We start from the raw sequence: 19,108 nt of genomic DNA on the forward strand, positions 1-19,108 counted from the left end.
GGGAGCGGGATTAATAACCCATGTCTTTTTTCAGCTCGAGCTGCGCCTCGGCACTCCCGGGCTCAAACAGTTTGGACTCCGTCTTGATATGTTTGGGGGGCAGGGTGCCATCTTTCTTATAGGCCAGCAGGGCATCGAAGGCCGGTCCCGCCATATTCGGCGTGAGCTCCACCGAGGCATTGGCTTCGCCTGCGATCATCGCCTTGAAAATATCCGGCACGCCATCGATGGAGATGATCTTGATATCCTTGCCCGGTTTCAGCCCGGCCTCTTTAATGGCCTGGATGGCGCCGATGGCCATGTCATCGTTATGGGCGTAGACGGCGCAAATATTCTTGCCGCTATTTTCCGCCTTGATGAAGCTCTCCATCACCTCCTTGCCCTTGCTGCGGGTGAAGTCGCCGGACTGGGTGCGGATGATCTTGATGGTGGGCACGGCCGAGACGGTGTCGAGGAAGCCCTTCTTGCGATCCAGCGCCACGCTGGCACCCACTGTGCCCTGCAATTCCACCACGTTGCACGGTTTGCCATCCTGCTGCTTGATGAGCCACTGGGCTGCCACTTCCCCTTCGTGGACGCTGTCGGCGGCGACCCCGGTCATGAAGAGACCGTCATCTTTTACCGTGATATTGCGATCCAGCAGGAAGACCGGGATCTCGGCCTCTTTCGCCTCCTGCAATACCGGCTCCCAACCAGTCTGTACCACGGGGGCAATAAAGATGGCATCCACCCCCTGGGCAATAAAGGAGCGAATGGCCTTGATCTGGTTCTCCTGTTTCTGCTGGGCATCGGCAATTTTCAGGATGATGCCGCGTTTTTGGGCCTCGCTCTTGGCGACCGAGGTTTCTGCAGCTCGCCACCCGGATTCAGAACCAATTTGCGAGAAGCCCACGGTCATCTCTGCAGAATATGCAGTGGCCGAGAGAATAAGGGTGCTGATAATGCTCGCCAGTTTCACTTTTTTATACATATGACACTCCTTTGTGATGCATGGTGAAATAAACCGGAACACGTCAGGTTTTTATTGTGCGGGTCAAGGTTATAGGCTCTTGAATTAAACGGCGGGAGGTGGCTCACAGAAAATTTTCAGCAGCACGATGCTTCATACAAACAGCAGAAGAGTTCATATATCGAGCCCTGCCTGTATTGATTTTTATGCATATTTATTTAATTAGGCAACCATTGTGTCCAGAGTGCCACCTGCTTTTTGCCCCCGGTATCGGGGGCGCAGGCACGCAGATGAGGGGCCCTCGTCAGCGAAGAGGGGGACATTCCCCTGGCACAGGCGACCCCTCTGGGTGCACCGCTGCCAGCAGGTAATCCACGAAGGCCCGGACCCGGGCAGAGAGGTGACGGTGCTGTGGATAGAGGGCGTAGAAGGGGCGGGATCGCCCCGCAAAGGGGGTCATCACCTCGACCAGCTTGCCTTGCAACAGCGCCTCGGCCGCCACGAAATGGTAGATCTGGAACAGACCGCCCCCAGCCACCGCCCAGCCCAGGCCCGCCAGCACATCGTCAAGCACCCGCTGTCTGCTCTGGACATGAAGGTCGACAGGGTCCCCCTGCTTGTTCACGAACTGCCAGGGGAAGGGGCGACCCGTGCTCGGGGTGATGAACTGAATCAGCTCATGTTGCGACAGTATCTCCAGGGAGGTTGGCGCGGGGCGGCGGGCGGCATAATCGGGGGCGCAGAAGACCCCGAGGCTGGCATCCTCCAGCTTGCGGGCGATGATCCGCCCATCGCGCGGCTCCCCCAGCCGGATGGCCAGATCGTAACCATCCTCCACGAAGTCGATGTTCCTGTTGGAGACATTGAGCTCCAGTTCGACCTCGGGATAGGCCGCCATGAAGCCCGGCAGCAGGGGCACCAGACGGTGGTGGGCATAGACGGTGCCCACGCTGATGCGCAGCACTCCTCTGGGGTGGCGCTGGCGACCGGTGATGGCCCGCTCGGCCTCGGCGATCTGCTCGAGCGCCTGCTGGCACTGCTCCCGATAGAGCTCCCCGTCATGGGTGAGGCGAACGCTGCGGGTGGTGCGATGGAAGAGTTTGACGCCGAGCCTGGCCTCGAGACGCTGGATGGAGCGGCTCACCGAGGCGGGCGTTACCCCCAGTACCTGAGCCGTGGCGGTAAAGCTGCCAAGTTCGGCTGCCTTGCAAAAGAGCTCTATGGTGCCGAGCTGGACGGGGTCGAAGGCACGGGACATATGTTCATCCATGTAAATAATAAAGTTCAATAGTGTGAGTTTATTCGTCCTTGTGTAATCAGTAAATTGCTCTTCGAGGGCGGCCCGGTGGCCGCCCGATCGATCACTGCCATCAAAAGGAAGATCACGATGAAGAACACCCTCAAGGCCGTGCTGGCCTCACTGCTGCTGGCGACCTCCGCTGCGGCCAGCGCCGCCCCGAAAGGCGAGATCCTGGTGCTGCTCTCGAGCGAGACCGAACTGCCGCTGCAAGGGGGCAAGAGCCTGACCACAGGCTTCTACCAGAATGAACTGGGGGTGCCTGCCGCCGCCCTGCTGGAGGCCGGTTATACCCTGACCCCGGTGACCCCGAGAGGGAACCGGCCCGTTGTCGACAAACACTCCGTCGATCCCCAGTACTTTGGTGGCAACCCGCAGGAGATGGTGCGCATCGGCGCCGTCGTGGAGGGGCTGCTTGGCGCCGGCAAGGTGCTCTCCCTGAGGGAGGTGCTGGCATCCGGTCCCGAGCGCTATGCCGGCCTCTTCATTCCCGGCGGCCATGCGCCCCTCATCGATCTTGCCAAGGATCCCGAGGTGGGGACCCTGCTTCGCCACTTCCATGACAACCACAAACCCACGGCCGCCATCTGCCACGGCCCCATCGCGCTGCTGGCGGCGCAGTCGGATCCGGCCGGGTTCGAGCAGTCGGTCATTGCGGGCAAGGCGGACGGCGCCATAGAGTGGATCTACGACGGTTACAGGATGACCATCTTCTCCGACAAGGAAGAGGCGGTGTTTGAAGGCTCCCTTGGCGGCGACAAGCTGCGCTACTACCCGGCGAAGGCCATGGCCCAGGCCGGTGGCAGCATGCAGTTCGTGGCACCCTGGCAGCCTGGCGTTGTGATCGATCGCGAGCTCATCACAGGCCAGAATCCCTTCTCCGACCACGCCCTGGCGAGCGCCTTCATTGCGGCGCTGGACAGACAGCAAGGGGCAGACTGACGCCAGGAGAGGGGCAAGTTCCCCCCTTGATCAGTGCAGGCAGCCCCAATGGGCTGCCTTTTTCATGCCCCTGCCTTGGCTAGAAACGCCTTCATGGCGGGGGTGACACTGTGTTTTCGGGTGATGAAGGCGATGGTGCCTGCGCTCGTATCGCTCAAGGGATGACAGGGCAGTTTGAAGAGTTGCTGGGCGGTGGCGGCGATGCCGGCGCTGACCACGGCGCAGCCCAGGCCGTGGCTCACCCCGTTGACCAGGTGGAACAGGGAGTCGGTCTCCAGCACCACCCGCAGGCTGATCTGCTGGCGGGCGGCGGCCTCGTCCAGGTAGCGGCGAAACTGCATGGTGGTGCTTGGCAGGATCAGGGGGAGATCTTGCAGGTCCGCCAGGGTCAGCGGCCCGGTCGGGGCGCAGTGGGCAGGCAGGGGGCCCAGCAGGGCCATGGGGTTGGGGTGGCGAAGCTGGACGTCGAGGGCCCTGCGCTGATGCTCGGTGAGCAACTCGTCAAAGCCGAGCCCGATGTCGATGCGATGCAGATCCAGCTGCTCCATCAGGGTGGCATGGGTCATCACGCAGAGGTGCAGGCCCACCTTGGGGTAGGCGTCGTTGAACCCCTTGAGCAGCGGCATGATGTCGATGCTCGACTGGGGCACGACGCCGATGCGCAGCGCCCCCGACAGCCCGCCCCGAAAGAGGCTGAGTTCCTGGCGCATGGCATCCTGCTCCTGCAGCATCCGCTCGGCGTGGTGCAGCACCACTTCCCCCGCCTGGGTCAGGGCCACGAACTGGCTGTTGCGCACCACCAGTTCGGTGCCAAGGGACTTCTCCAGAGCGGTGATGCTGGCTGACAGGGTCGGCTGGGTGATGAAGCAAGCCTTGGCCGCCTTGGCGAAGTGACGGTGCTGGGCCAGCTCGTAGAAATAGTGCAACTGCTTGATATTCATCGTGGTAATGGCAGCAGACAAAGGCAATGAGCGACAAATTTAATCAATCGACATCCTTATAGCAATAGAAGTTATCTATTGGTGAATAGATTTGTTTCATTGGTTTTGGCGCGGCGGCTTATCTAAACTTGAGGCCCGAATACAGCTTATAAGCGTCTCGCATGATCCCTTTCAATTCACGGTTGCCCAGTCTGGATGAGCTGGTGGAGGAGGTGGCCGTGTCCGTCAACATCAACGGCATCAACCATGCCGTCATGATGGCCACCCCGGACGATCTCGACGATTTCGCCATCGGTTTTCTGTTTGGCGAGGGGATCATCGGGGGCAACCACGATGTACACGATATCCAGAGCACCCCGTCCGAGCACGGCATCGTGCTCGATGTCACCATCGCCAACCGCTGTCTGGCTGTGCTTGGTCAGCGCAAGCGCCGCCTGGCCGGTGCCAGCGGCTGTGGCATCTGCGGGGTGGAGGCCATCGAACATGCGTTGCCCGTGCTCACCCCGCTGACCCCGGGCGCCCCCTTCGACACCGCCTCTTTGCAGGATCTGCGGGAGCGCATCGTCCCCTGGCAGAGCAAGGCCCGCCAGAGCGGCGCCCTTCATGCCGCCCTGGCGCTGGATGATCGCGGCGAGATCCTGGCCTGCCGGGAGGACATAGGGCGGCACAACGCCCTGGACAAGCTCATCGGCATGCAGCTGCGCCAGCCGGTGCAGGCCGCCACCCTGGTGATCACCAGCCGCTGCGGCAGCGAACTCATTCACAAGGCGGTGCAATTTGGCGCCGCTCACCTCATCAGCCTTGCTTCACCCAGCCAGCTCGCGGTGCGACTGGCCCTGAAGTACAACCTGACCCTGATCCATGTGCCCCGATCCGATGCCCCGGTCTGCTATGCCAGCCCCCGCGCCCAGGATCACGTTGGAGATTCCCATGTCCAGTCATATTGAGAAACCGGCCAAGGCCGGCGGCTTTTCCTCCCTGCAGTCCACCTTCAAGCAGGTGCTGCGCAGCCAGAAGACCCGCCAGAACATCAAGAACCTGCTGCGGGTCAACCAGACCGACGGCTTTGACTGTCCCGGCTGCGCCTGGGGTGACAACAAGCAGGGGGCCTTCCAGTTTTGCGAGAACGGCGCCAAGGCGGTGGCCTGGGAATCCACCGGCAAGACGGTGGGGGCCGATTTCTTCGCCGAGCATTCGGTGCGTCGCCTCGCCACCCAGAGCGACTACTGGCTCGAATATCAGGGGCGACTGACGGAGCCCCTGCGCTACAACCCGGCCACCGATCACTACGAGCCGGTGAGCTGGGATCAGGCGTTTGCCCTCATCGCCGACAAACTCAAGAGCCTGGCCAGCCCCGACGAGGTGGAGTTCTACACCTCGGGACGCGCCAGCAACGAAGCCTCCTACCTCTATCAGCTGTTTGGCCGTCTCTATGGCACCAACAACTTCCCCGACTGCTCCAACATGTGTCACGAGGCGAGCGGGGTGGGGCTTATCCAGTCCGTCGGGGTGGGCAAGGGCACCGTGGTGCTCGATGATTTCGACGCCGCCAAAGCCATCTTCGTCTTTGGCCAGAACCCGGGCACCAACCACCCGCGCATGATGAACGCCCTGCGCAAGGCGGCACGCCAGGGGTGCCAGATCGTCACCTTCAACAACCTCAAAGAGGTGGCCCTCGAGCGCTTCGCAAGCCCCCAGAGCCCGGCGGAGCTACTGACCCCGGCGGCCACCACCATCAGCCACCAGTACCTCATGCCAAAGCTGGGCGGTGACATGGCGGCCATTCGCGGCATGGCGAAATACATCCTGGAAGAGGAGGGGGGGCGCATCGATCTCGCCTTCATCGAGCAGCACACCGCGCACTTTGACGACTACCTGGCCCAGGTGAAGGCTACGGAGTGGACGCAGATCGAGGCGCAATCCGGCCTCGGTCGGGAGGCGATCACCCGGGCGGCGCAGATCTTCGCAAGCAGCGAGAGCGTGATCAGCTGCTGGGCCATGGGGATCACCCAGCACAAGCATTCGGTCGACACCATTCGCGAAATCGTCAACCTGCACCTGATGTGCGGCCAGATTGGCAAGCCGGGGGCCGGACTCTGTCCGGTGCGCGGTCACAGCAACGTGCAGGGCAACCGCACCATGGGGATCAACGAGAAACCCAATGCCGCCTTCCTCGATCGCCTGGAGCGCCGCTTCCCGGTGGGCTTCAAGCGCACGCCGGGGCACAACGTCTACGAGGCCCTTAAAGCCCTTCATGGCGGCAAGAGCAAGGTGCTCATCTGCCTTGGGGGCAACCTGGCAGCCGCCGCGCCGGATACCGAGTTCACCTATGAAGCGATGCGAAGGAGCGAGCTCAACGTGCAGATCAGCACCAAGCTCAACCGCAGCCACCTCATGGTGTCAAAAGATGCCCTGATCCTCCCCTGCCTGGGCCGTACCGAGCTCGATCAGCAGCGCTCCGGGGTGCAGAAGATCACCGTGGAGGACACCTTCAGCATGGTGCACGCCTCCACCGGGATGAACGAGCCGGTCTCGCCGCTCTGTCTCTCCGAGATAGACATCGTGGCTCGCATGGCCGAGGCAACGCTTGGCAGCGATCGGGTGGACTGGCTGGCGCTGCGGGATGACTACGGGCTGCTGCGGGATCTCATCGAGGAGACCATCGCGGGCTTTGGCGACTTCAACCGCCGCATCGAGGAGCCCTGCGGCTTCCATCTGGAGAACAGCGCCGCCCTGCTGCGCTGGAACACCGCGAGCGGGCGCGCCGAATTCAGGGCGAGCCGTTTGCCGGACTCCATCCTGCCCGAGTGCACCAGCCACGCGGAGCAGATGGTGGACCAGCCCGTGCTGCTGCTTCAGAGCCTGCGCTCCCACGATCAGTACAACACCACCATCTATGGCATGGATGACCGCTATCGCGGCATCAAGGGGCGACGCAACGTGGTCTTCATGAACGAGGAGGATGCCAGGAGGCTGGGGCTCGCCGAGGAGCAGCGGGTGGACATGAGTGCGGTGTGCAACGACGGGCGCGAGCGGGTGGTGCGGGGCTTTAGCGTCATCTTCTACGAGATCCCGAAAGGCAACATCGCCGCCTACTACCCGGAGACCAACCCCCTGGTGGCCATCGAGAGCATAGGGGAGGGCTCTTTCACCCCCACCTCCAAATCGGTGCCCGTACTGGTGACCCCGAGCGCCGCCTCGGTCGAGAGCCTGGCCGTCACGCTCTGATCTCCTGACATGGATACCGTCCGACCCCTGCCATGGCAGGGGTTTTTTTATGGCCGAACGGTGTCCGGCAAAGCCTGGGCCGATCAGCCCAGGGCCACCACCACGCAGTTTCGGCCCTGGCTCTTGGCATCATAGAGCGCCTTGTCCGCCTCCTTGAGCACGGCGGCGATGCTGGTGGCATCCGCCCCCCAGTGGGCGACGCCGAGGGAGATGGTGATGTGGCCTGCTACCTCCATGTCGTGGCTCGCCACCCGGGTACGCAGGCGCTCGGCGATCTTCTGCGCCTGTGCAAGGGAGACCCCGGGCAGCAGCAGCAGGAACTCTTCGCCGCCGCTTCGACACAAGGCGGCATCGGAACGCAGATCCTGCTGCATCAGGGTGGCGAGGGAGACGATGACGGCATCCCCCACGTCGTGACCGAAGCGGTCGTTGATGGCCTTGAAGTGATCGATGTCCAGGGCAATCACCGTCAGGGGCTGACGTTCGGCCTCGTACTCGTCCAGCATCTGCTGCATGGCCCGGCGGTTGAACAGGCCCGTCATGGGGTCGGTGTGGCTGTCGGTGTGCAGCTTGTCGATCTTGGTGTTGAGCAGCCCCAGCCCCTTGAGGATGGCCTGCTTCAACTGGGCCGCTTCGAAATACCAGGCGCGGATCCCCGAGATGCTGGTGGCGGCCCCCTGCTGATCCATGAGTCCGGCCCGGTTGGCCAGTTGTCGCAGGGGTCTGGCGATGATGGTGGCCGAGAGCCAGATGACGAAGAGAATGAAGAGGGTGACCGGGATCATCCCCTTGAGAATGTCGCTCATCTGTTGATCGAGTCTCGCTAGAGTGGCGCTGCTGGGGCGCTGGGCCACTATCCCCCAGCCTGCGTCCGCCACCGGAGCGAAGCCCGAGAGCATCTCGTTTCCATCGGTGTTGTACATGGTTTGTGCTCCCCCGTTGCCCTGTAACACCTCGTCTACTATCCGGTTGGACGCCACTTTATGGCCAATAAGTTCAGGATCCGGGTGGTAGATGAGGGTGCGCTGGCGGTCCACCACATAAAGATAAGAACCATCCTGGTAGTAGTGCTGCCCCAGCAGGCTGGAGAGCACGCTGGCGGACCCCAGATAGATGGTGCCGGCGACATAGCCGAGGTAGCGCTTGTCTGCCGAGAAGATGGGGTGGGAGAGGCTGATGAGGTAGTTGCCGGAGAGGGAGACAAAAGGATCTGAGATGATCGGCTTCTGCTTCTTCAGGGTGTTTCTCGCATGGGCCGAGGTCAGTTTGGCCCCTTTCACATTCAGAGTCTCGGGGGAGACAGCAACAATGGTTGCCTCGGTGTTGACCACGACCACTGAGTTGAAGGTATTGGTACGTCTACGCAGTTGGGTTACCTCCTCCTCGAGCCCTGCGATGTCATCGGTCTGCAGCAGGGGGGCAAGTTGGCTAGCGCTGTAAGCCAGTTGTTCCTGGGCTGAGTGCAGCATGGTCTCGGCGGAGGCGGCGAGCTTGGCGGCATAGACCCGGTTCGCCTCTAGCGTGTTGTCGATGAGCAGTTGCCGTTGTGCCTGATAGATGGCGTAAAAGCTGTTGCCAAAGGTAGCCAGCACACCTATGACGGCCAGCGCAAGGATGAGGCGATGCAGATCAAACCTCAGCAGCCAGTGAGAGTGCATGAACGAAACGGATCCTTGTCATGGTGTCGGGTTAGGAGGGCATTTTAAGGGGGGCGGACTGCCTAATGCCATCGTTAATGTGATTTTCGAATGATTCCCTTTCATGGGGTGTCCCAGGTGGGAGCCCCGTCCCCTGTCGTCATGAGGCCGGTGAGGGCGGGATCCGCCAGCTCCGCCACCGTCTGCCAGAAGGGGGCGACGAGGGGATTGTCGTTGCCCGGCGGGCGAATGAGCCCGATGATCCAGCTCGCGTCGGCTTCCCCGAGGGGCAGGGTCAGCACATCGGGATGCTCAATGGTGGTGGAGGAGGGGACCAGGGTCCAGGCGATGCCGGCCGCCGCGGTGGCGATGCCGGCGGCGAAGTCGTTGACGTACTGGATGTCCTGAAAGCGCAGGCCGCTCTGGGCGAGGTAATGGATGAACTGATCGTAAAAAGAGGGGGCCTTGTCCCGGCGCAGGATGGCGAGCGGCTTCTCCTGCAGATCGGCGAGCCCTGCCACCCCCTGATAGCCTGCGGGCAGCACGGCGACGAAATGGGCGCGCACCACGGGCAGCACCGGCCAGCCCTTGGGGGCGGGCAGGCGGCAGAAGCCGAGATCCAGCCGCCCCTCCGCCAGCGCCAGCAACTGGTGATGGGTGGAGAGATCGTTGAGCTCGATGGCGACCCCGGGGCGGCTGGCCCGAAAGCGGGCGATGGCGGCGGGCACCAGCAGCTTGGTGGCGACCCCGAAGCCGATGCGCAGGGTACCCGCGTGGCCCGCCAGCACGTCGCGGGCGCTGCGGGCGAGCTGCTCGCTCTGGGCCACCAGGGTGCAGGCGTCGGCGTAGAGGGCGCGCCCGAGCACCGTCAGCCGGGTGCTGCCGGCGTTGCGCTCGAACAGCTCGCCGCCAAGGTCCGTCTCCAGCCGGCGGATCTGCTTGCTCAGGGCCGACTGGGTGACGTGCTGGCGCGCCGCCGCCTGACCAAAGTGCAATACCTCCCCCAGGGTGACGAAGGCTTTCAGGTCTCTCAACTCCATGGTGCCTCGCTTGATTCCAGATAGGAATGATAGGTGGCCATATTTGTCATTGGACGGAATTCTAGAAGTGTTGGATGCTGGTGCCAACTCATTTCGGGCCCCTGTACGGGGCCGACGTATCACAGGATGGCCCCCGCCATCCGCGCAGAAGGAGCAACACCAGATGCATCATCACAAGTTCAATGACTTCCCGAACGGTTTCCTCTGGGGCGCCGCCTCCGCCGCCTATCAGGTGGAAGGGGCCTGGAACGAGGAGGGCAAGGGCCCCTCGGTATGGGACAGCTTCACCAAGCTGCCGGGCAAGACCTTTGAAGGGAGCAACGGAGACGTGGCGGTGGATCACTACCACAGGGTGGAAGAGGACGTGGCGCTGATGGCCGAGATGGGGCTCAAGGCCTATCGCTTCTCGGTGAGCTGGCCGCGCATCTACCCGACGGGGCGTGGCGAGGTGAACGAGGCGGGGCTCGCCTTCTACGACAGGCTCATCGACGCCCTGCTGGCCCACGGCATCGAGCCGGTGCTGACCCTCTATCACTGGGATCTCCCCCAGGCCCTGCAGGATGAGTACGGCGGCTGGGAAGACAGGCGCATCATCGACGACTTCGAGCGCTATTGCGTGACCCTCTATCAGCGCTTCGCCGGCAAGGTGAAGTACTGGGTGTCGCTCAACGAGCAGAACTACAACCTGACCAACGCCTACCAGCTGGGCACCCATCCTCCCGCCGTGCAGGACAGGAAGCGTTTCTTCGCCGCCAACCACATCGCGTTTCTCGCCAATGCCCGGGTCATCAAGGCGTTTCGCCAGCACGTGCCAAACGGCCTGATCGGGCCGCAATGCTGTTCACTTAAGAGAATTTGAGTTCCAGTCCACGTAGTATCAGGACAAAAAAGCGAGGGAGGCATGATGCCTCCCTCTTTCTATTGCAAGCCCCGCTGGATAAAGGCTGGAGGAAGATCGACTGGACACAGCCTTGCCCCCTCAACTCAAATCCAATTTATGAATAATCAGTCAAAAAAGTGCTTATCTGAACAGCATTGTGATCGGGCCGAGCTTTGCGTACTCCCCCGCCTATCCGGCCTCCTGCGCCCCGAGCGACATGCTGGCGTTCGAGAATGCCGAGGAGTTCACCAACCTCTGGTGGCTGGATGCCTACTGCTTCGGCCGTTACCCCCAGGCGGCGCTCGCCTATCTGCGGGAGACCGGCGAGGCGCCGGAGATCCTGCCGGGCGATCTCGAGCTCTTGCGCGAAGGCACCCCCGACTACATCGGGGTCAACTACTACTACACCCTGACCTTCACCGACAACCCCCTCGGCGGCCAGACGATGCAGCGCATCAACACCACGGGCAAGAAGGGCACTACGCCTTCCAGCGGCATTCCCGGCCTCTACAAGACGGCCCCCAATCCGCACCTTGAGACCAGCAACTGGGACTGGGCCATCGATCCCACCGGGATGCGCATCGCCCTGCGCCGGCTCTCCTCCCGTTACGCCCTGCCGCTGATGATCACCGAGAACGGCCTGGGGGAGTTCGACAAGCTGGAAGCCGGGGACAAGGTGAACGACGACTACCGTATCGCCTATCTGCACAGCCACCTCAAGGCGTGCCAGGAGGCGATGCAGGACGGGGTCGAGCTGATTGGATATTGCGCCTGGTCCTTCACCGACATCCTGAGCTGGCTCAACGGCTACCAGAAGCGCTACGGCTTTGTCTACGTGGACAGGGACGAGCAGGGAGGATCTCTTCGTCGCATCAAGAAAGAGAGCTTCCACTGGTACAGCCAGGTCATTGCAAGCGGTGGCAAGACCCTGTAACGGGCCCGGTGCGCAGCACCTCGTCTGCCCAATGCCGGAAGGCCCCCTCATCGGAGGGGGCCTTCCTTGTTTGTGCAGCTGACAACCATGACCGCCTAGATAAACATGCCGCCCGAGGCTTCGATGCGCTGGGCGGTGATCCAGCGGCAGTCATCGGAGAGCAGGGCGGCGATGGCGCCACCGATGTCGTCGGGCTGACCCACCCGGCCAAGGGCGGTCTGGCTCGCGAGAAAGTCGTTGACCCCCTTGTTGTCGCGCACCACGCCGCCGCCAAAATCGGTCTCGATGGCGCCGGGGGCCAGCACGTTGACCGCGATGCCCCTGGGGCCCAGCTCCTTGGCCAGATACTGGGTGAGCACCTCGACGCCCCCCTTCATGGCGGCGTAGGCGGCATAACCCGGCATGGCGAAGCGGGTGAGACCGGTGGAGAGGTTGAGGATGCGACCGCCGTCTGCCAGGAGGGGCAGGAGCGCCTGGGTCAGGAAGAAGGTCCCCTTGAGGTGGATGTTGAGCAGGGTGTCGAACTGCTGCTCCGTGGTCTGCTCGAAGCTGGCATGAATGCCGATCCCGGCGTTGTTGACCAGGAAGTTGAAATGGGTGCGCTGCCACTCCCGGGCGAGCAGTTGCGTCACCTCCTCTGCAAAGGCCGCGAAGGTGGCGCTCTCGCCCACGTCCAGAGCCAGGGCATGGGCCCGAACGCCGAGGGCGCGGGCCTGGGTCACCACCGCCTCCGCCTCTGCGGCCTGGCTGCGATAGGTGATGATGAGGTCGACGCCTTTGGCGGCGAGGGCCAGGGCCCCGTGCTTGCCAAGGCCGCGGCTGGCCCCGGTGATGAGGGCGATGGGTCTGGTCATGGTATGACTCCTGTCAGGGTGGCGGACACAGGCTCGATACGAGCCGACCGGATCACTGTATTGTTCCTTTTAAACTGGATAAATAGCGTGATAATAGAATCACTGTTCCGTTTATCGAGACAATCAGACCATGGATCAACTGGATGCGATGAGAGCCTTCGTGCGGGTCGCCGAGCTGGAGAGTTTTACCCGCTGTGCCGAGCAGACGGGCATCCCCAAGGCGACCCTCTCTGCCGCCATCCGCCGGCTGGAGGAGCGCATGGGGACCCGGCTCCTGCTGCGTACCACGCGGCGGGTGCAGCTCACCACGGACGGCCAGCTCTGCTATGCCAGATGCCGGGAGCTTTTGGCGGACATGGAGGAGTTTGACGGCCTGTTTCGCCAGGGGGGGCAGATCTCGGGACAACTGCGGGTCGACATGCCAAGCCGGATGGCCCGCCACCTGGTGATCCCGGCCCTGCCGGACTTTCTGGCGCAGCATCCCGCCCTGCAACTGATGCTGAGCAGCACGGACAGGCGGGTGGATCTGGTGCGCGAGGGGTTTGACTGCGTGGTGCGGGTCGGGGCGCTTGAGCCCTCCAGCCTGGTGGCCAGGCCCCTTGGTCACTATCGCCAGATCAACTGTGCCAGCGCAGGCTACCTGGCTCGCCACGGGGTGCCCCGCACCCTTGGGGATCTGGCGGGCCACCGGCTGGTGCACTATGGTTCCGGGTTTGGTGCCGGGCAGGGGCGCAGCGAGCCCGGCTTTGAATACCTGGCGGAAGATGGCCACCGCGCCCTGCTGCCCATGGCGGGGGCCCTCATGGTCAATGACAGCGAGACCTACCTGGCGGCGGCGCTGGCGGGGCTTGGCATCATCCAGATGCCGCGGGTGGGGGTCGAATCCCTGCTCGCGGGGGGCGAGCTGGTGAGCATCCTGCCCCAGTGGCAGCCGCCGCCGCTCCCCATCCACGCCCTCTATGCCCATCGCCGCCAACTGGCCCCCAGGGTCCAGCTCTTCATCCACTGGCTGGCGGGGTTGCTCGCCGCCCATCTCGGGGGCGCCTCAGAGGCGGCTGCGCCTTGAGCGAAACTCGCGGGGCGAGAGGGCAAACGCCTCACGAAAGAAGCGGGTAAAGCTGCTCTGGCGGGCAAAACCCAGGCGCTCCCCCACTGTCTGCAGGGGGAGGGCGGGATCCTGCAACAGGCGGCAGGCCTCCTCCCGGCGCACCCGTTCCAGCAGGCCCGAGAAGTGGCACCCTTCCTCCCGCAGATGGCGGTTGAGGGTCCAGCGGGTCAGCTTGAGGTGCTCGCACACCCCATCGAGCAGAGAGGAGGCCTCGGCGCTCTCTTGCCACAGCTGCTGGCGGATGAGTGTCATCACCCTGTCCCGGTAGCGGCTGCTTGGGCGAAGCTGGGCCATCTGCCGGTCGAGCTCCCCGAGCAGCAGGGGTTGCAGGGGCAGGTTGCACTGCCCGTGGGCGAGATCGAGCAAGGCGGCGGGAAAGCGCAGCTCGAAGGCCGCCCCCTGTTGCAACCGCCCTTCCAGCCAGCCTGCCAGCTCACGCCACAGCCTGGGGCGTACCGGGGTGGGCAGCACCAGCAGCCCCTGGCCCGGGTGGTAGAACTGGAGCAGGGCATAGAGGTGGCAGAGGTTGGCCAGGCTGCTCAGGGCGATGACGTCCGGATGATCGGACTCCGAGTGATAGCTGATCCTGGCCTGTCCCTCTTCTTCTTGCAGGCGGATCTCGTCGCTCTCGCCGATAAGGGGGCGGTAGGCGAGGAAGAAGTGCAGGGCCTGGCGAAGGGTGGCGGCGTTGCAGCACAGGCTCGCCAGCGACATGAAGTCGGCAAAGAGGCCGGGGAGGGCGGGGGGCGTCCAGTCGAGGGCCAGATCCACGTGGGGGGCTGCCCCGGCCAGCAGCCGGAAGTGGCGCCCGGTGTCGAGCCGCCCCTGGGGGATCAGCAGCTCTTCGTGGGCGATGCCGCAGGGGTGCAGGAGGGCAGCAGGATCCCGCCCGCGGGCCTGCCAGTGGTTGAGGCAGTGCAGGGCAATCCGGTTGGAGACGGTCTTCACGGCAAAAATCCTTGTCAGCGGTGGCCCACCATCATCGGCCAGCGGCGGCGGATTGCCGTGAGCCAGCGCCGCTTTCATGTTTCAGATTTGTAACCAAGGGTAACCCTGCAACCCTTTTCACACTTTTCAATCCTGCTCCCAACCGGCAACTTCCTGCACCCGACGGGCAAGTGAGAGGGGCCGCTTTTGCATAGAGTGTCGACTCCTACACACACAAGGAAGATAACAACAATGAAACACCACTCGCTCTCCCGAACCCGTGTCGCCCTCGCCATCGGGGCCCTGCTGCTGGCAGGGTGCAACGACAACGACTCCACCCCCAAGCCCGAGCAGCCCGTTCTGGGCCACCGCACCGTCACCCTCATCGAGCAGGACGGCCTGCAATTCAAGGATCTCGATGGCAGCGGCACCCTGACCCCCTACGAGGACTGGCGCCTCGGCGCCGCCGAGCGAGCCCGGGATCTGGTGGGCAGGCTCACCCTGGCCCAGAAGGCAGGGCTGATGATGCACGGCACCCTGGTGCTGGACGGGGCGGGGCGGGTGAACCTCGTGGCCATGGACAAGATGCTGCGCGAGGACGGGGTCAACACCTTCATCACCCGCATGGCCGGTGATCCGGCGGCCATCGCCGCGGACAACAACACCCTGCAGGCCCTGCTGGAAGGAGTGGGATTCGGCATCCCCATGACGGTGAGCACGGATCCCCGCAACCACTTCACCCATGATCCGAACGCCACCAGCATCGGTGCCGGGGCCTTCTCCCAGTGGCCCGAGACCCTGGGGCTGGCCGCCATCGGTGATGCCGCCCTGGTACAGCGCTTTGGCGACATCGCCCGTCAGGAGTACCGGGCCGTCGGCATCCACGAGGCCCTCTCGCCCCAGGCGGATCTCGCGACCGAGCCGCGCTGGGGCCGCATCAACGGCACCTTCGGGGAAGACAACCTGCTCGCCAAGTCCCTGGTCAAGGCCTACATCGAGGGCTTCCAGCAGGGGAGCGAGGGGATAGGCAAGGAGAGCGTGGTCACCGTGGTCAAGCACTTCGCCGGGGCCGGTCCCCAGAAGGACGGGCTGGATGCCCACAACCCCTGGGGCAAGGAGCAGATCTACCCCGGCGGCCAGTTTGCTTACCACCTGGTGCCCTTCGAGGGTGCCTTCGAGGCCAGGGTGGCCGCCGTGATGCCCTATTACGCCATGCCCCTGGGCCTGACCCAGGATGGGCAGCCCGTCGAGGAGGTGGGGTTTGGTTTCAACCGCCAGATCATCACGGATCTGTTGCGGGGCCACTTCAAGTTTGACGGCGTGGTGCTGAGCGACTGGGGCATCGTCAATGACTGTGACAGCCGCTGCGAGCAGGGGCTGACCCAGGAGGAAGTCAATGCCGGGGTGAGCCCCTGGACCGTGCCCTTTGGCATGTCCTGGGGCGTGGAGAAGCTCACCAAGGCCGAGCGTTATGCCAAGGCCATCGACGCCGGGGTGGATCAGTTCGGTGGCGTGGAAGACCCAGCCCCCCTGCTGGCGGCGGTGCAGAGCGGTCTGGTGACCGAGGCGGCCATCACCACTTCGGCCGAGCGGATCCTGGCCCAGAAGTTTGCCCTCGGGCTCTTCGAGAATCCCTATGTGGATGCCGAGGCCGCGGTGGCCCTGGTGGGCAAGGCCGAGTTCCAGCAGGAGGCCCAGGCCGCCCAGGCGGCGTCTCACGTGCTGCTGAAGAACGAAGGGGCCCTGCTGCCGCTGAAGGCGGACGGCAAGCGGGTCTATCTGCACAATGTCAACGCCGAGGTGGCCAGGGCCAACGGCTATACGGTGGTGACGAACCTGGCCGACGCGGAGCTTGCCATCGTGCGGGTCAACGCCCCGGGCGAGCAGGATCCCCGCTTCCCGTTTGGCAGCATCCACTTCGGCCAGCTCGGCTTTGCCAGCAATGATCAGGTGGTGCAGGAGACGGCCCACGAAGGGGTCTACCGCGGCGCGGATGACTATGCCGCCATCCAGGCCATCGAGCAGGCCGGGGTGCCCCTGGTGCTCTCCGTCTATCTGGACAGGCCCGCCATCCTGACCGAGGTGGCCCCGGCGGCCCGGGTGCTGCTGGCCAACTTCGGCGCCCTGGATCAGGCCCTGTTCGATGTCATGAGCGGCACCCAGAAGGCACGCGGCAAGCTCCCCTTCGAGCTGCCCTCGAGCTGGCAGGCGGTGCTGGCCCAGTCCCCGGACGTGGCCAAGGACTCACAAAGCCCGCTCTATCCCTACGGGGCCGGTCTGGCCTATTGACGGACAGGGATGTTCTGTCTCTCATCAAGGCGCCTTCGGGCGCCTTTTCCATTGCCCCCATCGACAATCCCGGTTTGGCGCAAGGGGTTGGCTTGGGCATAATGGCGCCCCGGCAACGGGTGCGGTGGCCAGTGTGGCAGGCACCCGGTCACAGTGCACAGGAGATGAGATGAAATTTATCGGAGCCCACGTCAGTGCGGCGGGCGGGGTGGAAAACACCATCGCCCGGGCCAAAGCCATCGGGGCCAACGCCTTCGCCCTGTTTACTAAGAACCAGCGCCAGTGGCAGGCGGCGCCCCTCTCCGAGGCCAGCATTCGCGCCTTCAAGGCCGCCTGCGAGAAGGAGGGCTTTCGCCCCGAGCAGATCCTGCCCCACGACAGCTACCTCATCAACCTGGGTCATCCCGACCCCGATGCCCTCGCCAAGTCCCGGGATGCGTTTCTGGACGAGATGAAGCGCTGCGAGCAACTGGGGCTGTGCTACCTGAACTTCCACCCGGGCAGCCACCTCAAGCAGATCCCCGAAGCGGTGAGCCTCAAGCTCGTGAGCGAGTCCATCAACTGGGCGCTGGAGCGCAGTGAAGGGGTGACGGCGGTGATCGAAAATACCGCCGGCCAGGGTACCAACCTCGGCTGGTCGTTCGAGCACCTGGCCACCCTCATCGACGGGGTAGAGGACAAGAGTCGGGTCGGCGTCTGCTTTGACACCTGCCACGCCTTCGCCGCCGGTTACGATCTGCGTACCCCCGAGGGGTGCGAGGCGGTGTTTGCCGACTTCGACCGCATCGTGGGGTTCGAGTACCTCAAGGGGATGCATATCAACGGCGCCAAGTGTACCTTCGGTAGTCGGGTCGACCGTCACCACAGCCTGCGGGAGGGCAACCTCGGCGAGGCGGTGTTCCACCACATCATGAACGACGACCGTTTTGACGGCATCCCGCTGATCCTCGAGACCATCGACGAGTCCATCTGGGGCGAGGAGATAAGCTGGCTGCGCAGCCTGGCCGGGAGCCCGCGCCCGGCGTGATGCCGGGGTCCACCATTGGGTAGCAAGGAGAGACGATGCACGACGAGACAAGGGCGCCCCTGCGCTTTGGCATTGCCGGGGCGGGGGCCATCGCCCGGCGTTTTTGCCGCGATGTGAACGGGCACGCCAGGGGAGCCGAGGTGGTGGCCATCGCCGCCCGGGACCAGGGACGGGCTGACGAGTTCGCCCGGGATCTGGGGCTGCCCCACGCCTATGGCAGCTATGAGGCCCTGGCCGCCAGCCCCGAGGTGGAGGCCGTCTATGTGGCGGTCATCCACCCGGAGCACGCGGGCCTGGTGAGGCAGATGCTGCTGGCGGGCAAGCACGTACTGGTGGAGAAACCGGCGGTGACCCGGGTAGCGGACTGGGACGCCCTGGTGGCGCTCGCCCACGCACGGGGCCTGCTGCTGCTCGAGGCCATGAAGGTAATGTGCTTCCCCGCCATGCGCGCCCTGTTGCAGCGCCTGCCCCTGCTGCCGCCGCCGCGCGAGCTGCGGGCGGCGTTCGGTTCGGCCCAGCCGAAGGTGGGCAAGCTGTTCGATCCGGCGCTGGATGGCGGCGCTGCCTGGGACGTGGGGGTCTATCCCCTCTGGCTCCATGCCGCCCTCTGCCATCGGCTGGGGCTGGGCTGCACCGCCCCCGAGGTGACGCTGACGCGGGCTCCGGGGGAGGTGGATCTCGCCGCCAGCTTCACGTTCGATGAGCCGTTTCGGGCCGAACTCGGGGCCTCCATCATCGAGGATCTCGAGCGGGAAGCGTCCTTGTCCGGGGAGGGATGGCGCCTGGTCATCGAGGGCAAGTGGTGGAATCCCCAGCACATTCGCTGGCAAGGGGGGCCTGCTCCCGTCATCTGGCCGGCGGACATCTACCTGCCGGTGGAGGGGGGCGGCATGCAGCACGAGGCGGATCACTTTGCCGATTGCCTGCGCCACCGGCTGCTGGACTCCCCCTGGGTGCCCCAGGCCGTGACCCGGCAGGTGCTCGGCTGGATTGAAGGGGGACTCGCCGGCTGAGGCCGGGGAAGGGCTGATGGCCGGGGAGAGCATCGGCTGAAC

The 19,108-nt window shown here is 64.1% G+C and carries 14 protein-coding genes and 2 pseudogenes; 9 read left to right on the forward strand and 7 right to left on the reverse strand.

Annotated elements, in window-relative coordinates:
* Window positions 1–10: 10 nt before the first annotated feature.
* Together ytfQ and C3418_RS05695 are read right to left on the reverse strand one after the other, a co-directional pair.
* The gene (ytfQ, locus tag C3418_RS05690; RefSeq protein WP_010674607.1) at window positions 11–970 is read right to left on the reverse strand and encodes a galactofuranose ABC transporter, galactofuranose-binding protein YtfQ; all 960 of its coding nucleotides are present in this window, start codon (window positions 968–970) and stop codon (window positions 11–13) included.
* A 283-nt stretch (window positions 971–1,253) separates the two neighbouring features.
* Entirely contained in the window at window positions 1,254–2,207 is a 954-nt protein-coding gene (locus C3418_RS05695; protein ID WP_103858138.1) for a LysR family transcriptional regulator, read from the reverse strand.
* Between the two features lie 129 nt (window positions 2,208–2,336).
* Between C3418_RS05695 and C3418_RS05700 the strand changes: the two genes are divergently transcribed.
* Complete coding sequence (locus C3418_RS05700; protein ID WP_103858139.1) at window positions 2,337–3,188, forward strand: type 1 glutamine amidotransferase domain-containing protein; 852 nt, start codon at window positions 2,337–2,339, stop codon at window positions 3,186–3,188.
* A gap of 62 nt (window positions 3,189–3,250) precedes the next feature.
* Here the strand turns inward: C3418_RS05700 and C3418_RS05705 are convergent, their stop codons facing one another.
* Complete coding sequence (locus C3418_RS05705) at window positions 3,251–4,129, reverse strand: LysR family transcriptional regulator (protein WP_103255277.1); 879 nt, start codon at window positions 4,127–4,129, stop codon at window positions 3,251–3,253.
* 161 nt (window positions 4,130–4,290) lie between these two features.
* Between C3418_RS05705 and fdhD the strand changes: the two genes are divergently transcribed.
* On the forward strand, window positions 4,291–5,076 hold the full coding sequence (gene fdhD, locus C3418_RS05710) for a formate dehydrogenase accessory sulfurtransferase FdhD (RefSeq protein WP_045524794.1): 786 nt from the start codon (window positions 4,291–4,293) through the stop codon (window positions 5,074–5,076).
* Window positions 5,060–7,357 (forward strand): FdhF/YdeP family oxidoreductase, encoded by a 2,298-nt coding sequence (locus C3418_RS05715; RefSeq protein WP_103858140.1) that lies wholly within the window; start codon window positions 5,060–5,062, stop codon window positions 7,355–7,357. The genes fdhD and C3418_RS05715 overlap by 17 nt, the downstream gene beginning before the upstream one ends.
* An 83-nt stretch (window positions 7,358–7,440) precedes the next feature.
* On the opposite strand, the gene C3418_RS05720 is transcribed toward C3418_RS05715, so the two are convergent.
* Both C3418_RS05720 and C3418_RS05725 read right to left on the reverse strand, forming a co-directional pair.
* Window positions 7,441–9,015: a diguanylate cyclase gene (locus C3418_RS05720; RefSeq protein ID WP_010674612.1), complete on the reverse strand. Its 1,575-nt coding sequence runs from the start codon at window positions 9,013–9,015 to the stop codon at window positions 7,441–7,443.
* Window positions 9,016–9,116: 101 nt separating this feature from the next.
* Complete coding sequence (locus C3418_RS05725) at window positions 9,117–10,034, reverse strand: LysR family transcriptional regulator (RefSeq protein WP_103858141.1); 918 nt, start codon at window positions 10,032–10,034, stop codon at window positions 9,117–9,119.
* Window positions 10,035–10,197: 163 nt separating this feature from the next.
* Between C3418_RS05725 and C3418_RS05730 the strand changes: the two are divergent.
* Together C3418_RS05730 and C3418_RS05735 are read left to right on the forward strand one after the other, a co-directional pair.
* Window positions 10,198–10,857: pseudogene (locus C3418_RS05730) on the forward strand (glycoside hydrolase family 1 protein); the annotation flags it as partial.
* Between the two features lie 217 nt (window positions 10,858–11,074).
* Window positions 11,075–11,848: pseudogene (locus C3418_RS05735) on the forward strand (glycoside hydrolase family 1 protein); the annotation flags it as partial.
* Window positions 11,849–11,943: 95 nt separating this feature from the next.
* On the opposite strand, the gene C3418_RS05740 reads toward C3418_RS05735, so the two are convergent.
* Window positions 11,944–12,702 (reverse strand): SDR family NAD(P)-dependent oxidoreductase, encoded by a 759-nt coding sequence (locus C3418_RS05740; RefSeq protein ID WP_010674615.1) that lies wholly within the window; start codon window positions 12,700–12,702, stop codon window positions 11,944–11,946.
* Between the two features lie 130 nt (window positions 12,703–12,832).
* Here C3418_RS05740 and C3418_RS05745 point away from each other — a divergent pair, with 130 nt between their 5' ends.
* Window positions 12,833–13,768 carry a LysR family transcriptional regulator gene (locus C3418_RS05745; RefSeq protein WP_010674616.1) on the forward strand — a complete coding sequence of 312 codons (936 nt, stop codon included), beginning with the start codon at window positions 12,833–12,835 and terminating at the stop codon, window positions 13,766–13,768.
* Here C3418_RS05745 and C3418_RS05750 read toward each other — a convergent pair.
* Window positions 13,748–14,758 (reverse strand): AraC family transcriptional regulator, encoded by a 1,011-nt coding sequence (locus C3418_RS05750; protein ID WP_048207601.1) that lies wholly within the window; start codon window positions 14,756–14,758, stop codon window positions 13,748–13,750. The genes C3418_RS05745 and C3418_RS05750 overlap by 21 nt on opposite strands.
* Window positions 14,759–14,989: 231 nt before the next feature.
* Between C3418_RS05750 and C3418_RS05755 the strand changes: the two genes are divergently transcribed.
* From C3418_RS05755 to C3418_RS05765, 3 genes are all read left to right on the forward strand, one after another.
* Window positions 14,990–17,026, forward strand: a complete 2,037-nt coding sequence (locus C3418_RS05755) for a glycoside hydrolase family 3 protein (RefSeq protein ID WP_103858142.1) — start codon at window positions 14,990–14,992, stop codon at window positions 17,024–17,026.
* Between the two features lie 169 nt (window positions 17,027–17,195).
* Window positions 17,196–18,053 (forward strand): deoxyribonuclease IV, encoded by an 858-nt coding sequence (gene nfo, locus C3418_RS05760; protein ID WP_041215226.1) that lies wholly within the window; start codon window positions 17,196–17,198, stop codon window positions 18,051–18,053.
* 35 nt (window positions 18,054–18,088) lie between these two features.
* Window positions 18,089–19,066 (forward strand): Gfo/Idh/MocA family protein, encoded by a 978-nt coding sequence (locus C3418_RS05765; RefSeq protein ID WP_069785075.1) that lies wholly within the window; start codon window positions 18,089–18,091, stop codon window positions 19,064–19,066.
* Window positions 19,067–19,108 lie beyond the last annotated feature (42 nt).

Origin of the sequence: Aeromonas sp. ASNIH8 (genome assembly GCF_002919855.1) — a bacterium.
Classification (GTDB): domain Bacteria; phylum Pseudomonadota; class Gammaproteobacteria; order Enterobacterales; family Aeromonadaceae; genus Aeromonas; species Aeromonas caviae.